Origin of the sequence: Thermococcus chitonophagus, assembly GCF_002214605.1 — an archaeon.
Taxonomy (GTDB): domain Archaea; phylum Methanobacteriota_B; class Thermococci; order Thermococcales; family Thermococcaceae; genus Pyrococcus; species Pyrococcus chitonophagus.
Genome location: NZ_CP015193.1, coordinates 1,733,725 through 1,754,806 on the forward strand (window position 1 = coordinate 1,733,725; position 21,082 = coordinate 1,754,806).

The following is a 21,082-nucleotide window of genomic DNA, read 5'->3' on the forward strand; positions in this document are numbered from 1 at the left end:
GAGGCGAGCAAGAGGCCCGTGGTTGGATCAGCCCCTTTCCCTAGAGATCTTTAGGCCCACCAGCGTATCCCCCAGAAGCAACATAATAGATGAAAACACCACAGATGTATAAATAAATCCCTCAGCCGAGTAGAGGGGGTACCTTGGGAGAAAAGGTAGAAAGCCATCAGTGGATTTCCCAGGACCAAGGCCGAGAGGCGTGATGATGCTACTCGTCCTCGTTATCAACATCCTTGAAACCAACAAAAAGACCGGCTTAAGTTCTCGGATTTATGGTTGCCCCTGACGGTTTCACTAGGAACCTCTAGCCTGTCAATCCTCATGGTAGGGAGGATTGGACAGGAAATGCCACTAATAACGGAGCTTCCAGTTGTCGGCTCAAAAATAATTGCTCTAACTGTTTCAATGTTCTTTATATACTACCTGCTGGTTCAAGGGAGAACAAAGCAGACGGTTACCATAATAAAGGTGAGAGTTCGGTCGAGGAGCAGGATAGAAGTTAAGGATGGCAGTTATTCCCTTATGGGCCATCCCAGAGTCAGAATATATGAGATTAGAAAGTGTTAAGGAGATGCATATAACAGAGGGAGGAAAGAAGATTAGGGTTCCCAAGATAGCCGAGTCCCATAACGATGGCGTTCTCACAGTGGTGCACTCCAACTTAACTAAGAGAGTGGTTTAACTCTAACGTTTAACTTTAAACTCTGTATTGTCCCGTTTATTGCCTCAAGTATCCTCCACTTCTCCTCCAAGCAGTTCTTTCCCTTAAGGCAACTCTCAGGAATTGGCGGTTCCCTATCCTTGAACAGCAAAAACCAAACCTGCCACCTTCCGGGCTTGTCTATCTTAAAGGTGTAGTTAGTTTCAAACTGGGGCGTCCAGTTGCCCTCTATGTTCACGGGAATTGAGGGGAGAGTGACGTTGAACCTGTCCATGAGGTACATCTCGTGGATTATCGTCTCGTTGGTCGTGAAGTCGTAGGTTAAGTTCACCAGCCATATCTCCACGTAATAAGTTACGTTCCTATGCTCGTGGTTGACTATTCCAATTATCACCCTCCCTGTCTCGTTGACGAAGAGCTCCGTCGGATAATCTGCAGCCTTCCCCTTAGGCCCCAGGATGTAGAATTCCGTGAAGGCCTCCCCAGGCTTAGGATGCGTTATCACGTAGCCAAGGGTTCCGATTGATGCCATTATCGCTATTATCAGGATCACCGTCAAGACCTTATCCAACCTGCTAGCTTTGTCCCACTCGAGCTCCCTCTTTATGTCCTCCAGAGTAACCCATGGTATCCATGGCTCAAAAGCATCCTTCCTCCTGTATATTGCCACCACCGCAAAGACCACGTTAAAAATTGTCAGGCTAACTAAAATTGGAGTTAGCCTTATCCCCCAGGGGGTGTAGTTGAGGGCCAAACCAATTAGGGGAACTATTGCGATGCTAAGGCCTAGACTTAGGGCTAACCTCTCTAGATTGTCAAGCTCCTTCCTCTCTGGAAAGAGTGCAGTTATAAAGACGTACCCTGGGAGAAACAGAACAAAAACTAGGCCCAGGACTTTCCGAATAAAGCTCTCCGGGGTCAAGAATATTACCGCGTCTAATAATATTGAAAGGGCTATCACTGTGATTAAATCCCAGTACCTTGCGAGTCCCTTAGGTTTGCCCATTGCAATTCCCTGCTTTTTTGAGTGCTATTCCCTTAAAAAGCTATACCGTAATTCTTCACCACGATCCTCCCATCCTCTGTTACAGCTCCAAGCTCCCAGCTCTCGTAGTACCTGTTGAGGACTTCAAGTGCTTCCTCCTTTTCCTCATGGGGAACCACGACGATGAAACCAACGCCCATGTTGAAGACCCTGAACATCTCCTCAAGGGGAACGCCGTTCTCGTGTATTAGCTTGAAGATTCCGGTGATGGAGGGCATTTCTACCTCGAAGCCATACTTCGTGATTCTCTTGAGGTTCAACAATCCCCCACCCGTGATGTGGGCCAGACCGTGAACCTTCACACTCTTTAGTAGCTCAAGGACTGGCTTAACGTAGATCCTCGTGGGCTCAAGTAGCCACTCCCAAAGCTTCCTTCCCTCGTACTCGTAGTCAAGGCCGTACTTCGGGATTAGAAGTTTCCTGGCAAGGGTCAAACCGTTTGAGTGAATTCCAGAGCTTGAAATGCCAATCACAACATCCCCAGGTTTTATCTTCTCTCCCGTTATTACCTTGTCCTTTTCAACTATTCCGATAGCGGTCCCTGCCAGGTCATAGCCGCTGATTAAGTCGGGCATTACAGCGGTTTCCCCTCCCACTATCGCTATTCCGGCCTCCTCGGCTCCCCTGTATAAACCCTTAGCCACCTGCTCGAACACCTCATCATTGGGCTCTCTTATTGCGAAGTAGTCTACTAACGCTACAGGCTCCGCACCAACGCAGATTATATCGTTGACGTTCATGGCTATCATGTCTATTCCTATTGTATCAAACTTCCCAACAGCTTCGGCAACTAGAACTTTAGTTCCGACACCATCTGTGGTCATCGCTAAGTAAAAGCTACCGAAGTCCAGCAACGCCGCGTAGTGTCCTATCTCTCCCGGCTCCCCCACTTTTCCCTGCCTAAACTCAAATGTTCTCCTTGCTGCATCTATTATATGCCTAAGTGCTCTAGATGTTTTTTCTTCATCGACTCCGGCTTGAGCATAGGTCAGCATTCTACCACCGGTGATAGCTTCGCAAGAACTTTTAAAAATTTATGTTGATTTTAACCCAACAAATTTGATTATTTTAACAAGTATATGGCAATCTTGCCAATTAGATACTCCCAAATTAGCTCGGAGGTTCCGTGCTTGTTTCCGTTTTGTACCATTAGTCCTGTAAGTTTTTTAGTTAGCTTTGTATAATGCTTGTGTTTGGTAGCCTAAGTTTCCATTAACGATAGTGCAATGTGTCTCTAGGCAATGGGGAATTCGCTACCGTGAGGGGCTCAAGTATCGCCGTGATAACCGCCTGCATCACAAAGATACAGGACGAGAGAATGGCATCTATAGATACTAAAATGAGTACATCGTCTTTCCTCCAAGAATCCTTGTTAAACATCTTTCTACTGTACTTTCTATCACATCTGCTGATCAAAATTCAGCTCTGTACTTCCCTGGTCAATCCCCTGAAGTCCCCTAAATCCCACACCAACCACCCATCCTCTTGTAGCTTCTCCTTTCCCTTTACCTCCTTGGTAATTAAGCCGTAAAACCTCTCCCATTCCTCCATCTCAATAAGTTCGCTCTTTCTCCTTAAGTCTCTTAATATTCCCCTAGCTTCCTTTTTATTCAAGTCCTTCCACTTTACTTCAACGAATAAAACCTTCTTCTCACGCTCGTTTATCGCCACTATATCGATTTCTTCTCCCCTATACCACCACCTTCCAATCCTCGTAAACTTAAAGGGAAGCTCTCCCACTAAGTTAAGCCTAATTAAGAATTGTTTGGCTATTTTCTCGAACACCTGACCTAGATAGTCGTTGAATTCGGCTTTTACCTCTTCAACAACATCTAACCCCATCTCAATCTCACTTTTTAACGGATAAACAAAGCGGAACCAGAAGGCAAAGAGATTATCGTTAATTTTGTAGAGGGCCCTCCCCCTCCCAATAACGGGCTTTTCTTCAGTTATGTAGCCCATTTCGCTCAGCACGTTTAGGTATTTTGCGAGAGATTTAGTGTCTATCTTAGCTTTATCCGCAATCTGACCAAACCTTGTATAACCTGTGGCTATTGCCCTGAGGATTGAGAAGTACCTAGAGACATCCCTCAGCTCCTGCTTGAGAAGGTACTTTGGCTCATCATAATATTTAGCCCCCTTCGAGAGCAATAGCTCCCTGAGATTGTCCCAAAAGCTGAGTTCTGGGCTGTAGTCGGCCAAATATTGTGGGACCCCGCCGAAGACTGAGTATATATGCACCGCGGTTTCGGCATCAACCCTGTGGAATTTCCAGGCGTTGAAGAAGTCCATCTCCTTAACCTTCCATGCTCCGGTTCTCCTCCCGTATATGGGGGATCTTGCTGAAAGGATCCCCTCCATAAAGGAAACAAGGGAACCACAGAGAATTAGCATGATCTTTGTCTTCGAGAGATGCAGATCCCAGTACTTCTGGAGAACGCTGAGAAAGTCCTTTTGCGATTTGGCTATGTACTGAACCTCATCTATTGCCACAACAAGTCTCTTGGAGCTTTTTCCAGCGAGATACGTGAAGAATGCTCCCCAGCTTCTCAGAGGATTTTCTCTAAGGAGGGGATCGTCAAAGTACCCCGCAAGCCTCTCGGAGAAGTCTTCCAAAACCGTTTCACTTTCTTCCGCCAGCAGATAAACTCCGCCGACCTCAGATAAAAATCTCTGCAAAAGGTACGTTTTCCCAATCCTCCTCCTGCCGTAGATAATTATAAGCTCGGGCTTTTCGGAACTCCATCTCCTCCTGAGGAACTCAAGTTCCTCCTCCCTATCAATGAACATACTCACGAGTATCATACTCTAGAGTAGGAATCATTGCTTATAAGTTTTTGCACGTGGGTTTATGTAGGGCCTAAGACCATGTCTCCGACAAACTCATTAGTAAATCCTCCACATATATAGGAGGAGCACGAAATAGTTCATATTGACAGCTTCAGCATTGGCGAGAGTATGCAATATCTCAGGGAGGGCTTCGCAGAAGTTAGAATAAGTGTCCAGAAGAAGAAATAGAAGAGGCCATTGAAGTCCTTGATTGCGTCGTTGGATGGCTCAGAGAGTATGGGTGGTGTAGGTATCGCGGAAGAACGCATGGTGTCGCAATAGATTATGTGTTCCAAAAAGCAAAGTACTCGCCTAGATGCCTTAGAATAGCCCTGGCAATTTCAGAAGGCTACAATACACGGTCATCAATAAAGACATGTTTACGGTACAACTTTAAGAAACTTAACTCGTTTAAAATCCTTATCGAATGTTGCAATATTCTTTATTCCATAGTGCCTGCAAGTTATTGCAATTAATGCGTTATTAGGTAGGAGTTTATACTTTTTCATGACTTCCCTCCATTCACTGACCTCTTGATAGTCAGGCAAGATTGTAATACCTCTATTATCAAATATAACTTTTAGATCCTCTTTGAAGGGCCCGCAACCCTTTTCGGAGATAAAATTTTCTTAAATCAAAAGACCTCCTTGCCCCATACTTATCTCGTGAAAACTCCACGAGCCATCTCGTCTTCCCAATCCTCCTCCTTTCGTATATGACGACAAATGATGGAGTGTTTTTCCATTCCCTCTCCAATATTTTGAGCTCTTTCTCCCTGTCTACAAATTGACTAATCATGATTAGTACTAAGTGTGATTAGTATTATTAATAGAGGAAATCCCTTGAGTACAGGAACTCGTGCCTCTTCAGAACGAGCCCTTCCAGCTTTCCGCACTTTCTATTTTCTATGCAATTCAGCAGCTCCAAGAGGATCTCCTTGGAGATGTAGTACGGGCAGGTCTGACAGTACTTGTTGTCCCTGGCAACTTCATTCCTCATCTTCCTCACGATCCCGACCGAACACTCCTCGGTGTCCTCGTTAACCCCGTGAAATCCTTCCTTTGTCCAGTTCCAGCATATTCCCGTTGTTTCTATCCTATTTACTTCCTCTTTTAGCCTTTCAAAATTCTCAAAAACGCTTGGATCGTAGACCTTCTTGACGTCCTCGACCGTTATATTCCCCTCTATCAAATCCCGGGCGGTCGAGGACAGTAAGTCAGCATCACCCATAGACCTTGAGTGCACCCCAAAAATGAAATTCTTCCCCAGTTCTAGCTTTAACCGCCCTCTCATAGACCAGTTTGTACCTTAACTCATCCTCCATGAAGCCAACTCTAAATTTTACTTTACCACTAGATAGAGCAATCTAATTAACAAAAATATGTCAAACAATGCTTAAATATGTCCAATTCTTTAACAAATATACGTCAATAGGAGGTGGTTCTATGATCAAGCTTAGGGATGAGCTTGGAACCGCAACAACTGATTCAGCCCAGAAGATACTTCTGCTGGGTAGTGGTGAGCTTGGGAAGGAGATAGCTATTGAAGCCCAACGCTTGGGGGTTGAGGTTATAGCCGTCGACAGGTACGCCAACGCTCCCGCCATGCAAGTCGCCCATAGGAGCTACGTTGGCAACATGAAGGATAAGGACTTCCTGTGGAGTGTCGTTGAGAGGGAGAAGCCCGATGCAATAATTCCAGAGATCGAGGCGATAAACCTAGACGCATTATTCGAGTTCGAGAAAGATGGCTACTTTGTGGTTCCAAACGCTAAAGCAACTTGGATTGCCATGCACAGAGAGAGGCTTAGGGAAACCTTGGTTAAGGAGGCAAAAGTTCCAACTTCGAGGTACATGTATGCCACAACATTGGATGAGCTCTATGAGGCCTGTGAAAAGATAGGTTACCCCTGCCACACCAAGGCAATAATGAGCTCCTCCGGTAAGGGTTCGTACTTTGTTAGGGGACCTGAAGATATACCAAAGGCATGGGAGGAGGCCAAAACCAAAGCTAGGGGTAGCGCTGAAAAAATCATAGTTGAGGAGCACATAGACTTTGATGTTGAGATCACGGAGCTTGCCGTGAGGCACTTCGATGAGAACGGTGAAATCGTCACGACTTTCCCTAAGCCAGTAGGCCACTATCAGATCGACGGTGATTATCATGCAAGCTGGCAGCCAGCAGAGATAAGCGAGAAGGCTGAGAGGGAGGTGTACAGAATAGCGAAAAGGATTACTGATGTGTTGGGTGGCGTGGGCCTCTTCGGTGTGGAGATGTTCGTTAAAGGTGACAAGGTCTGGGCCAATGAAGTTTCCCCAAGGCCTCACGATACTGGATTAGTCACCCTAGCATCTCATCCCCCAGGATTCTCGGAGTTCGCCCTCCACTTAAGGGCAGTTCTCGGCCTCCCAATTCCTGGGGAGTGGGTTGACGGTTATAGGCTGTTCCCAATGCTAACTCCCGCCGCGACCCACGTGATAAAGGCCAAGGTTAGCGGTTACTCCCCGAGGTTCAGAGGACTGGCCAAGGCACTGAGCGTTCCAAACGCTACAGTTAGGCTCTTCGGTAAGCCCGAGGCGTATCCTGGGAGAAGGCTTGGTGTCGTTCTTGCCTGGGATAAAGACGTTCAGGAGGCCAAAAAGAGGGCAGAAATGGTTGCCCACATGATTGAATTAAGGACTAGGTCTTCAGACTGGCACTCCCAGGATTACGAGAAGAGGAAACATCTTCTCTGATTCACATTTTTATCCTAGGTGTTATTCCTTTGTGTTATAGAAATCGAAAAGTTAATAAATTATTGTAATTCTATTTCTGTGAACTATTATCATTGGCAGTATGATGAGAGTGAGGTGTTCCCAATGAAATCTTTCAGAGCGAGACTGGTTTACCACTATAAGAAAAAGAAGAACCCGGAGAAGGAGAAAAGAAAAGTCACTGTGATTCTTCAAGGTATTTCTCCCATCCAACTTCCTCGAGTTTCTTAGCTTTGCCCTCTACGGTTTTTCTCATTTCCTCCTTGTACTTCTCGAGCTTCTCGGCTATCTCGGGATACTTTATAGAGAGTATCCTTAGGGCAAGTAGAGCGGCATTTTTTGCATTGTTTATTGCCACTGTGGCTACAGGAACTCCCGTGGGCATTTGAACTATCGACAATAGAGAATCCAAGCCGTTTAATGCTCTACTCTTCACAGGGACTCCAATCACGGGAAGTGTGGTAATAGAAGCAGTCATTCCGGGAAGGTGAGCTGCTCCTCCTGCACCCGCAATTATAACCTCAATTCCCCTCTCCCTCGCTTTCTTTGCATACTCGTACATTCTCTCTGGAGTTCTGTGGGCGGAGACTATCGTTATCTCATACTCAACACCGAACTCCTCAAGAACCTTAGCCGCCTCCTTCATCACGGGCAAATCGGAGTCGCTACCCATAATAATCCCAACTTTAGGAGCCATTTCCAACCACCTTAATAATTCCTTTAACCTTGTGAGCTATCTCTAAGGCCTTTTCCAAGTCTTTATTCACAACGGTAACGTGCCCCATTTTCCTTAGAGGCCTTACTACAGGCTTGCCGTAGACATGCACATAAACCCCAGGATAGCTTAAAGCCTCTTTTAATCCAACTACCTTAGGTTTCCCATAGCCTTCACCAAGGAGGTTAAACATCACGGCAGGAACTAAAAGCTCAGAACTGCCTAACGGAAGTCCAGTTATGGCCCTTACATGTTGCTCAAACTGGCTCGTCATGCAAGCCTCTATTGTATAGTGGCCGGAGTTGTGAGGTCTTGGGGCTATCTCATTAAGGAGAATCCTACCATCCTTATCAAGGAACATCTCAATTCCAAAAATTCCAACTCCATCTAAAGCCTTAACAACCCTCATTGCTATCTCCTGAGCCTCCTCTGCCTTATCCTCTGGAATCCTTGCAGGAACAACCAAGAAGTCAAGGATGTTAGCTTCATTGAACACCATTTCTACGACGGGGTAAACTTCAACGTTTCCGTATTGATCTCTTGCAACCATAACTGCGATCTCTTTTTCTATGTTCACAAACTCCTGAAGCATTGAATCAGCAGGAAGGAGCTTGTCAAGTTCCTCTTCAGTCTTGATGACCATTACTCCCTTTCCATCATACCCTCCCTTTCTAGTCTTCTGAACTAGAGGAAATCCAAACTCCCTAGCCTTTTCTTTTAGCTCCTCTCTATCTGCCCTGACGAACTTTGGAACTGGAATTCTAGCCTTCCTCATGACCTCCATTTGTACGAGCTTATCCTGAATTACCTCCAATATTCGGGGAGAAGGATAAACGGGGTATCCCTCCTCCTCTAATTCTTTGAGAACTTTAACGTTTACATGCTCAATATCATAAGTTAATACATCAGAAATCTCAGCCAACTCCCTTATTTTATCCCCATCCATAAAGCTCGCCGTTATCTTGTAGTCAGCCAACCCACAGGCTGGGCATTTTTCTTGAGGATCCAGAACAGCAACTTCAAAGCCAAGTTTTCTTGCCTCTTGAGCCATCATTTTAGCTAGTTGCCCACCACCAACTATGCCTATCCGCACCATAGCCATCCATATCAACATATAAATGCCTAATATAAATAGTTTTCTCAAAAAAATTGACATAAACTAGTAAATCTTTGTCATCTTAACTTTTCCATCCTTGAAGCTGTATTCAAATTTCATTATTCTTGGCTCTGTATCGGGAGTTTTAAGAACCATAAGCTCCCTCTTTATCCCTTCCTCTGTAAAGTAACTTCTTGTCCTAAGTACATAGTCGGCTCTCCTATATACTGAAGCGAATACATCCTCGTACTCCTTTCCTATCCATAACCAAAAGTTAGTACCCCTTGGATACTTCTTGTAAGCCCTATGAACCGCTCTCACTTCAGAAGACACTTCTAAATATCTGAGGGTCTCCTCTGGGCTATTGAAAAGTTCCATATATGAAGAAATAGCAACTGCAAACCCATAAATTTCCCTACCCTCAAACATCCCTCGTTCTGCCCATATCTTCTTGTGCGCCTCTATTACTTGGGCATATTTTATTGGCAACGTCTCTGAAGATAGCATCCCCTCAAGGAACCATACGCTTGGGAGTTTCGTCTTTATTCCATGGAAACTCCCATAGGTGTCTATAATAGAAAGCTTATACGATTCAAGATACTCCACTGGGTTTATGCTGAACCTTTCAAGAGCTTTAAGGACAAGGGGCAGGGGATAAGAGATATTAAAATATCCAACAAGCGAGTCACTCCTTAGTTTTTTCGAAATTATATAAAATAGGAGATCAACTCCCCTTGAAGGAGAGTCTTCTTGATGGAGTAGGACAAGCGAGTACTTCTTTATTTCCCCAACCTCCTTGTCGAGAACATCTATCTCCCAAGATACCATGGGCATCACTCTCCAAATAACTCAAATATGGTATTTTCTAAGGGCCCTTTTGAAATTATTCCAACCTTCTTTCCACCAATAACCTTAGTTTCTATAACAACATCAGATGCAAAGTAGATTACGTCTTCTAGCTCAGGACATTCAAGGGGAGAATATGTGAGTATACCTCTAACTCCTTTATTCTTAAGGAGCTCCTCCTTCATAAACCAAACCATCTTATGAGTATACAGCGGATTATGGAACAACTTGCAAGCTCCAGATGTTAAATAGCTCATTATCCAGAGTTTCTGATATTCAATGTTCCAGTTATTGGCAAGCTCTTTTCCCCATTCCTTAACCTTGCTAACGAAAATTGCATCTTCGACATAGCCGGATATTGTATAGATGCTCTTTTCTTTTCTCTCTATCTTGTGCACGCTTCCAAAGACATCAAAAACAACTAAGTTTTTACCAAGGTAATTACGTACGTCAGCGCCAAGATTCTCCATGTTCCTAAGGAACACGTTAAACGGTTCATACAGAAATAATATTGCCTGCGCGCCACTCTCTAAAAGCTTCTTAAGTAGTAACAATGCATATCTGTCACCACCAGCTTCTAAATCTCTCTGTATGATCGTTAAAACTCCATTTTTCGGTACTAAGCTAAGAATCTCATCTATTCTAGGCATAGAGCTCACCTGTCTTTATTTTACACCAGGAGAATATAAATGGATTTTGTGTAGGTATTTACTCTTCTATGACATAACTGGAAGTTGTTTCATGATAGTAATATTATTAGCATAAATACGACAACGAAAACCATTAATAGCGGAATGTTTTGACGCAAAAATGGTGAAATTAATGAAGGTTCTGCTAGTTGGTGGTGGGGGAAGGGAACACGCAATTGGAGAGGCCCTCGTTAAGGGCGGGGCAGAATTATATGTTATATCAAAACACAAGAATCCTGGGCTCGCTAAAATAGCTAGAGATTACAGGCTCGCTAAGGAGACCGATGTGAACAAGGTCGTAGAGTTCGCAAAGAGGTGGAGGGTTGAGTTGGCATTCATAGGACCAGAGGCCCCACTTGAAGCTGGAATAGTAAATGTCCTTGAAGAGGAGGGTATTCCAACGGTAGGGCCAACAAAGGAGGCAGCAAGGCTTGAAACCAACAAAGCTTGGGCAAGAGAATTCATGGAGAGGAACAAGATCCCTGGGAGGAAACTGTTTAGAGTGTTTGATGACATAGAAGAGATGAAGGCGTGGATAGACGAGTATGGAAAGCCAGTGGTAGTCAAACCTCTAGGCCTTACAGGCGGGAAGGGAGTTAAGGTAGTTGGTTATCAGCTCAAAGATAACGAAGAAGCAAAAGCCTACGCCGAGCAACTGATAAAGAAGGATGGGAAAGTTTTGATAGAAGAGAGAACAGACGGAGTTGAGTTCACATTTCAGGTCTTCAGCGATGGGGAGAAGATTTACCCGATGCCTCTGGCCCAAGATTATCCCCATGCTTATGAGAACGATGAGGGGCCGATAACAGGAGGAATGGGCTCATACTCATGCCCGAACCATCTGCTACCTTTTGTCACAAAGGAGGACTGGAAAAAGGCCCTAGAAACCCTTCAAAAGACTGTAGATGCTATGAGAAAAGAAGGATATCCATACAAGGGAATTCTCTACGGTCAATTTATGCTTTCAAAAGAGGGACCTGTAATAATAGAGTACAACGCAAGGTTTGGAGATCCAGAGGCAATAAACGTCCTCGCTATTCTAGAAGATAACCTAGTCGAGATAGCCCAGGGGATAGTCAATGGAAACCTAAAGAGTGCGAAGTTTGCAAACAAGGCTACAGTCGTCAAGTACATAGCGCCCCAGGGTTACCCTGTCAATCCTGTCAAGGGGGTAAAAATTGATATCGATGAAGAAAGTATAGAAAAAGAAGGGGCGAAGCTGATATTTGCCTCAATTGATGAAAACTACGTCCTCCTGGGCTCGAGAGCGTTGGCAGTTGTTGGAATTGCAGATACAGTTGAAGAAGCAGAAAGTATTGCAGAGAGAGCTATAAAGTATGTAAAAGGGCCTATCTTTTACAGGAGGGACGTTGGAACAAGAGAGAGTATAGAGAAAAGAATTAAGATAATGAGAGATTTGGGTAAGGAATTTGAGCCAAATTCCTGCTGAGGTGGTATTATGATAAGCAGGGAGCAGATTCTTGAGGTTTTGGAGAAATACGATAAGGATAAGATAACCGTTGGAGTCATTGGGAGTCACTCAGCACTGGATATAGCAGATGGAGCAAAGGAAGAAGGTCTCCCCAGTTTGGTTGTCGCCCAGAAAGGTAGACATCTCACGTACGCGAAGTACTTCAAGCTTAGAAAGACTCGCGACGGGTTAGTTAAGGGGTTCATCGACGAAGTGATAGTCCTTGATAAGTTCGCTCAGATAGTGGATATTCAGGAGGAACTAAGGAAGAGAAATGTTATATTCGTTCCAAACAGATCCTTTGTGGTGTATACTGGGATAGACAAGGTGGAAAATGAATTTCTAGTGCCAATGTTCGGAACTAGATCTCTGTTGAGGACGGAAGAAAGGAGCGAAGAGAAAAGCTACTACTGGCTACTTGAAAAGGCGGGTCTCCCCTATCCTGAGGAGGTAAGGCCTGAAGAGATAGATGAAGTTGGCCTTGTAATAGTCAAGTTGCCTCACGCAAAGAAGAGACTTGAGAGGGGGTTCTTTACCGCGGCAAGCTACAAGGAGTTCAAGGAAAAAAGTGAGAAATTAATGAAACTTGGCGTTATCACCAAGGAAGATCTGGAGAAGGCGAGAATAGAGAGGTACATAATCGGACCGGTCTTCAACTTTGACTTCTTCTACTCACCAATAGACGAGGAGATAGAGCTGCTGGGAATAGACTGGAGGTTCGAAACTAGCTTGGACGGCCACGTAAGGTTACCAGCTGCCCAGCAGTTGACTTTACCTGAATGGCAGTTTGAGCCAGAATACACCGTTTGTGGGCATGCATCCTCGACCTTAAGGGAGAGCCTGCTGGAGAAGGTGTTCAAGATGGCAGAGAAGTACGTAGAGGCTACTAAGAAGTACTATCCCCCAGGGATAATTGGACCTTTTACACTTCAAACGGCAGTTGACAAAGACTTGAACTTCTACATCTATGATGTCGCACCGAGAACCGGTGGAGGAACAAACATACACATGGCCATGGGCCATCCATATGGGAATTCACTGTGGAGGAAGCCAATGAGCACTGGAAGAAGGGTTGCATTGGAGATAAAGAGGGCAATAGAGCTGGACGAGCTTGACAAGATAGTTACCTAAACGTTTTTATCCCACTCTTCTATCTTAATTTCTCGTGGGGGTTATAGTGGGAGAAGTCGAGAAGCTTGCTCTTGGATTTTATGATGATGAGTACTCGGATTCTGTATTGTATGCTGAGCTTGCAAAGTTCGAAAAAGATCCCAAAATAAAACAGGAATTTCTCAGACTTTCTAGGATAGAAGCTAAGCACGCAAAATTCTGGCATGATTTTTTAGTAAAGAGGGGCATCAAACCTGGGAGGCCAAAAGTTAGAAGAGTCACAATTTTTGTCGTGAAAATTCTGAGAAAACTCCTCGGGCCCGGAGTAGTTGCATCCCTTCTTGAGATGGGAGAAAATAGTGCAATTCAAAAGTACTTCAAATTCCTAAATGAACACTTCTCAGAGTTCTCTAGTGAAGAAATGGAAACCCTTAAGTCTATAATACTTGATGAACTGGAGCACGAGAAGTTCTTCTATGAGAGCAAAAAGAAGTTCCACGTTGAGAATATAAGGGACTTCGTTCTTGGAATGAACGACGGCTTAGTTGAAATCCTTGGAGCAGTAACAGGTCTCTCCGCAGTTTATCCATACTCCCCCAGGCTCGTTGGTATAAGTGGTCTAATAGTGGGAGTTGCAGGAGCACTATCAATGGCGATAGGTGCACTTATTTCTGTTAGATCACAGAGACAAGTGAGTGAGTCTATAAGGGAGAGGACTAAAGTCTTATTCAAGGTCTCCCCTGAGAGAGCCGTTGGTGAAATATATGAAAAACTAATTGAAGGAGGGTTACCTCCAGAAATTGCTAAGGAGGTCTCAGAAAAGCTAAAGGGTCGTGAAGAGGCCCTCATAAAACTGCTCGTTCCAGAAGGAGAAGAGAGCGAGTTTAGAGCTGCATTATACACAGGAATTGCATATCTCGTGGGGGTGGCTTTTCCTGTTACGCCGTACTTCCTGGCATCCTCCTCCTTAGTAGCTCTCCCCTTCTCAGTACTACTTGCAGGCCTGGCCCTGAGCATAGTTGCAACATCAGTGGCTCTAATCTCTGGAATTTCAATCAGGAAGAAAATTGCTGAGATGGTAGCCACGGGATTAGGGGCGGCATTCCTAAGCTATCTCTTCGGCCACCTAATGGAATCAATATTCAATGTTTCGGGGCTATGAAAGGGGTAAAAGAAGTATTATCGGCACTAATAATAGGAATAGCGGGACTACTCATATTATCCGCCTCTATACCGCAAGGGTTAGTTCCAAATCTAGCACAGAACATTCAGGAAAACGAGCATGATATAGACCTTAGAGAGAACGCAATTAGATCGGCACTCTTGAACAACACCCCTGTTATGGTTGTGTATGAGGAGAGGGGAATCGTCGAATACCTAAGGCAGAACGTCTATTATAGGTATGAAAACGGCAGATGGACCGGGGAACAGCAGTTCAAGGGAGTCTCCGTTTTTGGTTATGTACCAATATTCAAACCAACGAACCCCCACAAAACACTCACGGACAAGATTACCGTTGAAATGAGATCTCCCCTGATTTCAGGAAACATCTATACTGCTCTATATACGGCAAGACTATCAATTCCAGCGATATACTCGGAGGAGTACATCATTTTTAGACCAAGCAGATATCCCGTCCAGAGTTATGAATTTGAGGTCGAAAAGTACGAGTTTCCCCCAAATATTCTGAAAAATGCTTCCGTTCCTGAGATTAAGAAATATCTCCAGACCCCAAAGCTAAGCACCAGAGTCTACGAACTTGCAAAGAACATAACACGTGGAATAAGCAGTCCTTACGAAAAAGCACTTGCCATAGAGAGGTTTCTAAAGCAAAATTATATTTATGATGAAACAGCACCTCCAGCACCCCCTGGGATAGATCCAGTTGAATGGTTCCTGTTCTACTCAAAGCGAGGAGTTTGTCTAGATTTTAATACGGCATTTGTTATCCTAGCGAGAATAAACGGCTTGCCTGCTAGGCTTGTAACGGGATTTAGGGTAGAGCCAAAACCTGGGAAACAAGAGGTTCTATTAAAACAGGCCCATGCATGGGCGGAGGTATATTTTAACGGGCTGGGCTGGGTCACATTTGATGCAACAGGATCTCCAAGGCAATCCAAGGGCAAAAAAGAGCAACAAAGGCCAAGAGAGGAAACCATTCCGGAAGTCAGAATACCCCTTGGAGAAAGTAGAACGGTTGCACTGCAGGTAAAATCGAAGAACATATCCGTAAACTCTCCCCTACCAGTTACATTACACCGCCACGGGGATCAAGTAATATTGAACATAACAGGAACGAAAGTAGGAAAGTTCAAACTCGTAATAGTTGCTGATACTAAAAATATAACGGTTCCAGTCATAGTGGGATACAAAACTATTGTTAGAATAACTGAGTGGCCGCATGAAGTAAGGACAGGTGCAAACTTCACGGTTAAGGGAATTGTGACAACTCTTTCCGGTGCTCCAGTGCCAGTAGGCTCCGTTAGGATTGAATTAAGGAAAGATAAGAGAACCCCAGGGAAAATTATAGGGAGGGGAAGAGTTGTAAACGGCAAGTTTAATGTTACCTGCTCAGCAGCTGGCGTGGCAGGAAAGTACCAGCTAGTCGCGATTTATGAAGGAGGGGAAGTTTATTTCCCAAGTGTGAGTGATCCTGAGATAGTTATCAAAGATAAAGCAAAAATATACGTCAACAAATTTAACTACACAAAAGTAGGGCCAATTAAAATTGAAGGGTTCCTAGGAACTGAAGGCGGAGCCTTTCTTAGTGAGGAGCCCATAGAGATAATTCTGGATGGCAAGCTACTAGGGGTAGCAAGAACTGACAAAAACGGCAAGTTTTCCTTTTCCTTTGTCTTAACATCCCCAGGTTTACATAACCTGACGATCCTCTACAGTGGTCAGGAAGGGGTTGAAGGAGATAGTGAAACAATAACATTCAGAGCAATTGAGGCTTCGATATCGATTCCCGCCCTAGCAGATGCAGGAGATTATCTCAAGATAACAGGCCAAATAGAAGGCATTAAAAGCGGAAGATTGAAAATAACAGGAGACTTTGGAGAGTACTCAGTTAGTATAAACAACGAAGGGCATTTCAAAGTAGAAATTCCAGTTCCCAGGAATTTTGAAGGATATAAAAGGGTCGCGGTCTACTACGAAGACCTTCTCCTTGCTGAAAAATATGTATACGTCAGACAAAAAATCATAGTAGAGGCTTCGGGAACAATAATGGTGGCAAAGAAGCCAAACGATCTCATTATAAGGGTGAGGTACACAAATGGAACCCCCGTGTCAAGAGCAAGGATAGTACTCACAGCCTTCAATTCAACGTTCGTCAATTTTACAGACGAAATGGGAATATCAAAGTTTGTCCTTACCCCTCCTTCCCCCGGCACGTATCCCCTCGATGTGATGGTTATTACATCAAACGGATTTGAAGTTACCCCAATAAAGGTTCGCGTTTACAAATATCCAATCTATGTCTACATAGCACTAGCGGCCTTAATAGTCTCGTTAGGGGCATTCTCCATTAGAGCACTGCTCACACATGAAGTTCTCAAAATATTCACCACTAGAGATCCTCCAATTTATGTGAACAGAGAGGAGATTAGTGTAACATCGAACGTACCAATCTCCCTCTATGTTGATGGAAAATTTTACGCTAAAGGGAAAGAGTTCACACTGAAACTATCACCAGGAAACCACGAAATCTGGGGTAAATTCCTGTTATTTAGGAGCAAGCCTTTAAGGATCAAGGTCTGCAAGAATAGAGAAGAGGCAATAATTGAAGCATTCGAAAAATGTGCCGATGGTGAGCCATCTAAAACAGCGAGAGAAATCCTGGGAGTTAATAAGATAGTTCTCATCTTCGAAAAAGTCAGGTATGGATTGAAGAGCGCTTCAGTAAAAGAATTCCTAGAATTCATTAAATCCGCATGCAGGAGGGACATTTGATGAAAGAAAGGATAAGAAGTAGTATTCCGTACTTTATTGCCTACGGAATCGCACTTTTCACGATAAATAAGCTACAACTCCGTCAAGATTACATCGATGTTATCACTGGCCTCCTTTTATTTATGCTGGTCGGTGAAGTCGTGGTTGTACTGTCAGGGCTAAGCTACCTCAGAGTGCTCTTCGGTGGCCTCGGCATGGGAACATCGGCATACTACTTAAAGTTCCAATACAGTGAAGTCATATCCGCTATCTCCATAGGAATTTCACTCTTTTACATTGCCCCAAATCTTCCCGAGGGCATAGCCTTTCTTCTCCAAGGGCTTGGACTTGGAATACCAATGTACCTTCTCTCAAATGTTATTGAACCTCTCAGACCAATGTTTCACTACGCCTCGATACTTACGGTACTCGGATATACGCTCGCGTCACTTGAAGGATTTAGAATCCTAAAGGGATCCGTGTTTCGAGAGAATGTAAAGGCCTTTCCAATAGCAGGACTACTTTTTGGAGCATACAGCGTTGATATTTCAAATTTGGGAGTTGTAGGTTTCCTGTTAAGGCTATTTTCCCTGATTTTGTCTCTTTACCTGATATCCTCGCTGGCACTTTTAGGAATTAGCAAGAAGAGTGAAGAAGAAGTAATAGTCGGGAATCTCGACATTAAGTTTTTTGAAAAGTCTTTTGAAGACCCAATGCTAAAGGAAGCCGAAGATGCCGTTAAGGAATTCATAGTTAAAGGAGATAAAGCTCCTATAATCACGTACATAGCATTCTATGGTGCTCAAGCTGGACTTTCAAGAGAAAGAATTGAAGAAATAATTAGGCCAATACTCAATTACAGGAGGAGAGAATACTCAATTTTAACTCCCAAGTGGTGGAAAGTCATGATGGAAAAGCGTGAGGTTAAGAGGAGGGAAGAGCTCATTAAAGGTATCTTGAGGAGGCTCGAAAGATGACGAATTCGACGAACATGATACTGGAAGAAATTGGGAGGGCATTCATAGGACATGAAGACGTAGTGAAGAAAGTACTGGCTTCGGCCCTAGTTAACGGAAACGTGCTTTTCGAGGACAATCCTGGGCTCGGAAAAACCCTCTTAGCCAAGGCCTTCGCTAAAGTTTTGGGGTTAAGTTATAGGAGAATTCAGTTCACACCTGACCTGCTACCTTCAGACATCATAGGAACCAAAATATGGAGGCCAGAAAAAGGAATCTTTGAAGTAATGAAGGGTCCAATTTTCACAAACGTCCTGCTTGCAGATGAGATAAACAGAGCACCTCCAAAAACTCAGTCCGCACTTCTTGAAGCCATGGAAGAAAGGCAGGTAACTATAGAAGGAGAAACCTTCAAGCTCGAAGAGCCATTTTTCGTAATAGCAACTCAAAACCCGCTCGAATTCGAGGGAACGTATCCCCTCCCAGAAGCTCAGCTGGACAGGTTCCTCCTAAGGCTTAGCATAGGCTACCCAAAAACGGAGGAGGAAGAAGTCAAAATCCTCAAGGCTAGATTAGAATGGCAGAAAGACGACCCCACGGTAGATTTGAAGCCGGTAATTTCAAAGTCCGAGTTCTTAAAGATGCAGAGAGAAGTAGAACAGAACATAAGAATACATGAAGATATTCTACTCTACATAACCAGGATAGTCAGAACGATTAGGGGGGATGAAAGGGTAGAGGCGGGTCCAAGCCCCAGAGGCGGACTTGCCCTCATGAAACTTGCAAAGGCCAATGCATTCCTAGAAGGCAGAGATTACGTTATTCCCGATGACGTCAAGCTGTTTGCAGTGGAAGCCCTCGCCCACAGGATAGTTTTAAAGCCCGAATATTCCCTCGAGAGGGGAGTTGATGAAAAAATCGTCAGGGAGGCTCTAGAGACAGTCCCAGTTCCTAAGGGGTTGAGGTATTAATGAAGGGGGCAAAGTTTTTCCTCTCAATATTCTTCTGGTTTGTATTTGCCGCCCTAATCTTCAACGTACCGAAGCTCGGGATATTTCCCCTTCTCATCCTAATAACCGCAGTTTTAATTCCTCCACCATCCGATATTACCGTGAAAAGAGTACTTGAAAGCAGGAAAGTAGAGGTGGGGAAGCAGATTAAAGTCGAAGTAGCGGTAGAAGTCAGAAGGGGAATAGGAATAGTATTTGTGAAGGAGAATCCCCCTCAAGTTTTTGAAGTCAAAGGCAGGCATTATGGGGCATTCTTTACGTTTCCTGGTCGAAGGAGGCTAAAGATAAAATACTATCTTACGGCAAGGAAAAGGGGACAATACGAGCTTCCAAAAGCTGAGGTATACTCCTTTCACCCATTCAGGGTTCATCCAATGAAATGGATGCTTGCAGGCAATAAGGATAAGATAACGGTGATATCTCCGTTTAAATCGCTTAGGGTAGCCCCTCACAGGATAGTGAGGAGTAGCCTAGCTCAGGCGAGCATGTATTCCAGGTTCGGTTTTGTAACGACAGATTTTAAAGAAATAAGAGAGTATAGAGAAGGAGATCCTTTTAAGGCCATAAATTGGAAGGCTACCGCGAGAACCGGGAAGCTCCTTGTTAATGAATTTGAAAAGGAGGGAAAGAAAACAATCATGATTTTCCTAGATGCGAGGATTGAAAAACTTGGATCATATTTGGAAAATCTCCTCGACCATGGAGTAAAGGTGGCGATGCTACTTGCAGATTTTTATCTCTCCATGGGTAGCAACGTTGGTTTATACATAATAGGGCAGGGAAAGCTTGTCACACCAACTTCCTCAAAAGCCCAGAAAAGGAGTATAATAAAAGCCCTAATGTCAGCTAGCTTTGAAAGGGATGAGACTATTGACGATGCCTTTAAAAACTTGGAAAATGTTCTAAGAAGGTTTTCACCACAGATAATCCTGATAACCGCCCTAGATGATCCCATAATCCCCGAAATTTCTTCAATAAAGAGAGATGTCATTGTTGTAGATGTTCTTCCGGATTATGGAGAATTTACACCTCTAGTATCCTTAAAGAAGAAAGCACTTAGAAATAAAGCGAGAAAGAGAGTAATTGGGTGGGTGGCCCACAAAGAAGATCCCGGAGTGGTACTTCTAAGGCTCTTGGGGGTGGTCTCATGAACTACCTAAAGATCATCATATCGTTAGTATCCTCTTACTATCTCTACAAGTTGCTTTCAAACATCCAGTTGCTCATGAAAATGCTGTCCCTAGGGCTATCCATCCTGGGTATCCCCCTAAGCGCTGAAGCATTCTTAGCCTTGATATTGGGAATGATCGCTATTGGTCTTAGCTTTTCAAAAACATTATATTCCACTGTATCAATTACATTTATGATATACATTCTAGTTTGGATTGGCCAGAGCTCAGGAACCATAGGGGCAATATCCCCAATATTCTCTTCTATATTCTCGACGTTTTTCCCTCAAGTATCTGTGAGAGAGATACTGTTGATAACGATACTACTGATTCTCGCTTACTTTGTTGACATACACGCGAAATACGAGAAAATAGGACTACCTACGGAAGAAGGGCTGGTAAGTCTCGGATTTATAGCCCTCGTGGTTTTAGGGGATTACTTTCTCTCAGCTACCCTTACCTATCCAAAGCTTCCCAGCTTGAGCCTCGTAGTTCTACTGCCACTGCTAGGACTCGGATTATATGTCCTATCCCAGGGACGAGAGAGGGATATAAGAACGGTTGTCAAAGTAAAGACGAACATTATCATGGAAGTAGTACCCAGGGGGAGAAAATTGATAGTTATTCCAAAGAAAGGACCCATTGGAACAAAGGTACTTGAGTTTAAAGGAGTTTTCGACGAAATTGTGCTCTTAAAGGATGGAAGGGAGGTAAGAATAAAAAAGGTGCTTGAGTCTTTTGACGATAACGGGGTTAGGTGGATTCTATATTCAAATGAAGAAACAGAAGATATCTAGGA

The 21,082-nt window shown here is 44.0% G+C and carries 19 protein-coding genes; 10 read left to right on the forward strand and 9 right to left on the reverse strand.

What is annotated here, in order from left to right; all coding sequences use genetic code 11:
- Window positions 1–345 precede the first annotated feature (345 nt).
- Window positions 346–567, forward strand: coding sequence for a hypothetical protein (locus tag A3L04_RS09590; protein ID WP_068577580.1), 222 nt, complete (start codon window positions 346–348; stop codon window positions 565–567).
- Between the two features lie 98 nt (window positions 568–665).
- On the opposite strand, the gene A3L04_RS09595 is transcribed toward A3L04_RS09590, so the two are convergent.
- The 5 genes from A3L04_RS09595 to A3L04_RS09615 form a co-directional block, all read right to left on the reverse strand.
- A complete protein-coding gene (locus A3L04_RS09595; RefSeq protein WP_068577581.1) occupies window positions 666–1,667 on the reverse strand; it encodes a DUF1616 domain-containing protein in 1,002 nt (333 codons plus the stop codon).
- Between the two features lie 32 nt (window positions 1,668–1,699).
- A complete protein-coding gene (gene purM / locus A3L04_RS09600; protein ID WP_068577583.1) occupies window positions 1,700–2,701 on the reverse strand; it encodes a phosphoribosylformylglycinamidine cyclo-ligase in 1,002 nt (333 codons plus the stop codon).
- Between the two features lie 424 nt (window positions 2,702–3,125).
- Window positions 3,126–4,511, reverse strand: a complete 1,386-nt coding sequence (locus A3L04_RS09605) for an ATP-binding protein (RefSeq protein WP_068577585.1) — start codon at window positions 4,509–4,511, stop codon at window positions 3,126–3,128.
- 404 nt (window positions 4,512–4,915) lie between these two features.
- Window positions 4,916–5,155 carry a PIN domain-containing protein gene (locus tag A3L04_RS09610; RefSeq protein ID WP_084448875.1) on the reverse strand — a complete coding sequence of 80 codons (240 nt, stop codon included), beginning with the start codon at window positions 5,153–5,155 and terminating at the stop codon, window positions 4,916–4,918.
- A gap of 205 nt (window positions 5,156–5,360) precedes the next feature.
- Window positions 5,361–5,765, reverse strand: a complete 405-nt coding sequence (locus A3L04_RS09615) for a hypothetical protein (RefSeq protein ID WP_157092422.1) — start codon at window positions 5,763–5,765, stop codon at window positions 5,361–5,363.
- 215 nt (window positions 5,766–5,980) lie between these two features.
- Between A3L04_RS09615 and purT the strand changes: the two genes are divergently transcribed.
- Window positions 5,981–7,270, forward strand: a complete 1,290-nt coding sequence (purT, locus tag A3L04_RS09620; RefSeq protein ID WP_068577589.1) for a phosphoribosylglycinamide formyltransferase 2 — start codon at window positions 5,981–5,983, stop codon at window positions 7,268–7,270.
- Window positions 7,271–7,466: 196 nt separating this feature from the next.
- On the opposite strand, the gene purE is transcribed toward purT, so the two are convergent.
- Genes purE through A3L04_RS09640 form a run of 4 tightly spaced genes read right to left on the reverse strand, consistent with a single transcriptional unit; the run spans window position 7,467 to window position 10,595 of the window.
- Window positions 7,467–7,985 (reverse strand): 5-(carboxyamino)imidazole ribonucleotide mutase, encoded by a 519-nt coding sequence (purE, locus tag A3L04_RS09625; RefSeq protein ID WP_068577590.1) that lies wholly within the window; start codon window positions 7,983–7,985, stop codon window positions 7,467–7,469.
- Window positions 7,975–9,105 (reverse strand): 5-(carboxyamino)imidazole ribonucleotide synthase, encoded by a 1,131-nt coding sequence (locus tag A3L04_RS09630; protein WP_231963746.1) that lies wholly within the window; start codon window positions 9,103–9,105, stop codon window positions 7,975–7,977. The genes purE and A3L04_RS09630 overlap by 11 nt, the downstream gene beginning before the upstream one ends.
- 57 nt (window positions 9,106–9,162) lie before the next feature.
- Complete coding sequence (locus A3L04_RS09635) at window positions 9,163–9,927, reverse strand: hypothetical protein (RefSeq protein WP_068579542.1); 765 nt, start codon at window positions 9,925–9,927, stop codon at window positions 9,163–9,165.
- A gap of 5 nt (window positions 9,928–9,932) precedes the next feature.
- Complete coding sequence (locus A3L04_RS09640) at window positions 9,933–10,595, reverse strand: hypothetical protein (RefSeq protein WP_068577592.1); 663 nt, start codon at window positions 10,593–10,595, stop codon at window positions 9,933–9,935.
- 172 nt (window positions 10,596–10,767) lie between these two features.
- On the opposite strand from A3L04_RS09640, the gene purD reads away from it, so the two are divergent.
- Genes purD through A3L04_RS09680 form a run of 8 tightly spaced genes read left to right on the forward strand, consistent with a single transcriptional unit; the run spans window position 10,768 to window position 21,080 of the window.
- On the forward strand, window positions 10,768–12,084 hold the full coding sequence (gene purD, locus A3L04_RS09645) for a phosphoribosylamine--glycine ligase (RefSeq protein ID WP_068577595.1): 1,317 nt from the start codon (window positions 10,768–10,770) through the stop codon (window positions 12,082–12,084).
- A gap of 9 nt (window positions 12,085–12,093) precedes the next feature.
- A complete protein-coding gene (locus A3L04_RS09650; RefSeq protein WP_068577597.1) occupies window positions 12,094–13,236 on the forward strand; it encodes a formate--phosphoribosylaminoimidazolecarboxamide ligase family protein in 1,143 nt (380 codons plus the stop codon).
- Between the two features lie 46 nt (window positions 13,237–13,282).
- A complete protein-coding gene (locus A3L04_RS09655) occupies window positions 13,283–14,377 on the forward strand; it encodes a VIT1/CCC1 transporter family protein (RefSeq protein ID WP_068577598.1) in 1,095 nt (364 codons plus the stop codon).
- On the forward strand, window positions 14,374–17,169 hold the full coding sequence (locus tag A3L04_RS09660; RefSeq protein ID WP_068577600.1) for a transglutaminase-like domain-containing protein: 2,796 nt from the start codon (window positions 14,374–14,376) through the stop codon (window positions 17,167–17,169). Before A3L04_RS09655 ends, A3L04_RS09660 begins: the two co-directional genes overlap by 4 nt.
- Window positions 17,169–18,125, forward strand: a complete 957-nt coding sequence (locus A3L04_RS09665; RefSeq protein WP_068577602.1) for a hypothetical protein — start codon at window positions 17,169–17,171, stop codon at window positions 18,123–18,125. Before A3L04_RS09660 ends, A3L04_RS09665 begins: the two co-directional genes overlap by 1 nt.
- Window positions 18,122–19,075 carry an AAA family ATPase gene (locus A3L04_RS09670; protein ID WP_068577605.1) on the forward strand — a complete coding sequence of 318 codons (954 nt, stop codon included), beginning with the start codon at window positions 18,122–18,124 and terminating at the stop codon, window positions 19,073–19,075. The genes A3L04_RS09665 and A3L04_RS09670 overlap by 4 nt, the downstream gene beginning before the upstream one ends.
- On the forward strand, window positions 19,075–20,265 hold the full coding sequence (locus tag A3L04_RS09675; RefSeq protein WP_068577609.1) for a DUF58 domain-containing protein: 1,191 nt from the start codon (window positions 19,075–19,077) through the stop codon (window positions 20,263–20,265). Before A3L04_RS09670 ends, A3L04_RS09675 begins: the two co-directional genes overlap by 1 nt.
- Window positions 20,262–21,080, forward strand: coding sequence for a hypothetical protein (locus A3L04_RS09680; protein ID WP_068577615.1), 819 nt, complete (start codon window positions 20,262–20,264; stop codon window positions 21,078–21,080). Before A3L04_RS09675 ends, A3L04_RS09680 begins: the two co-directional genes overlap by 4 nt.
- The last annotated feature ends 2 nt before the right edge of the window (window positions 21,081–21,082 follow it).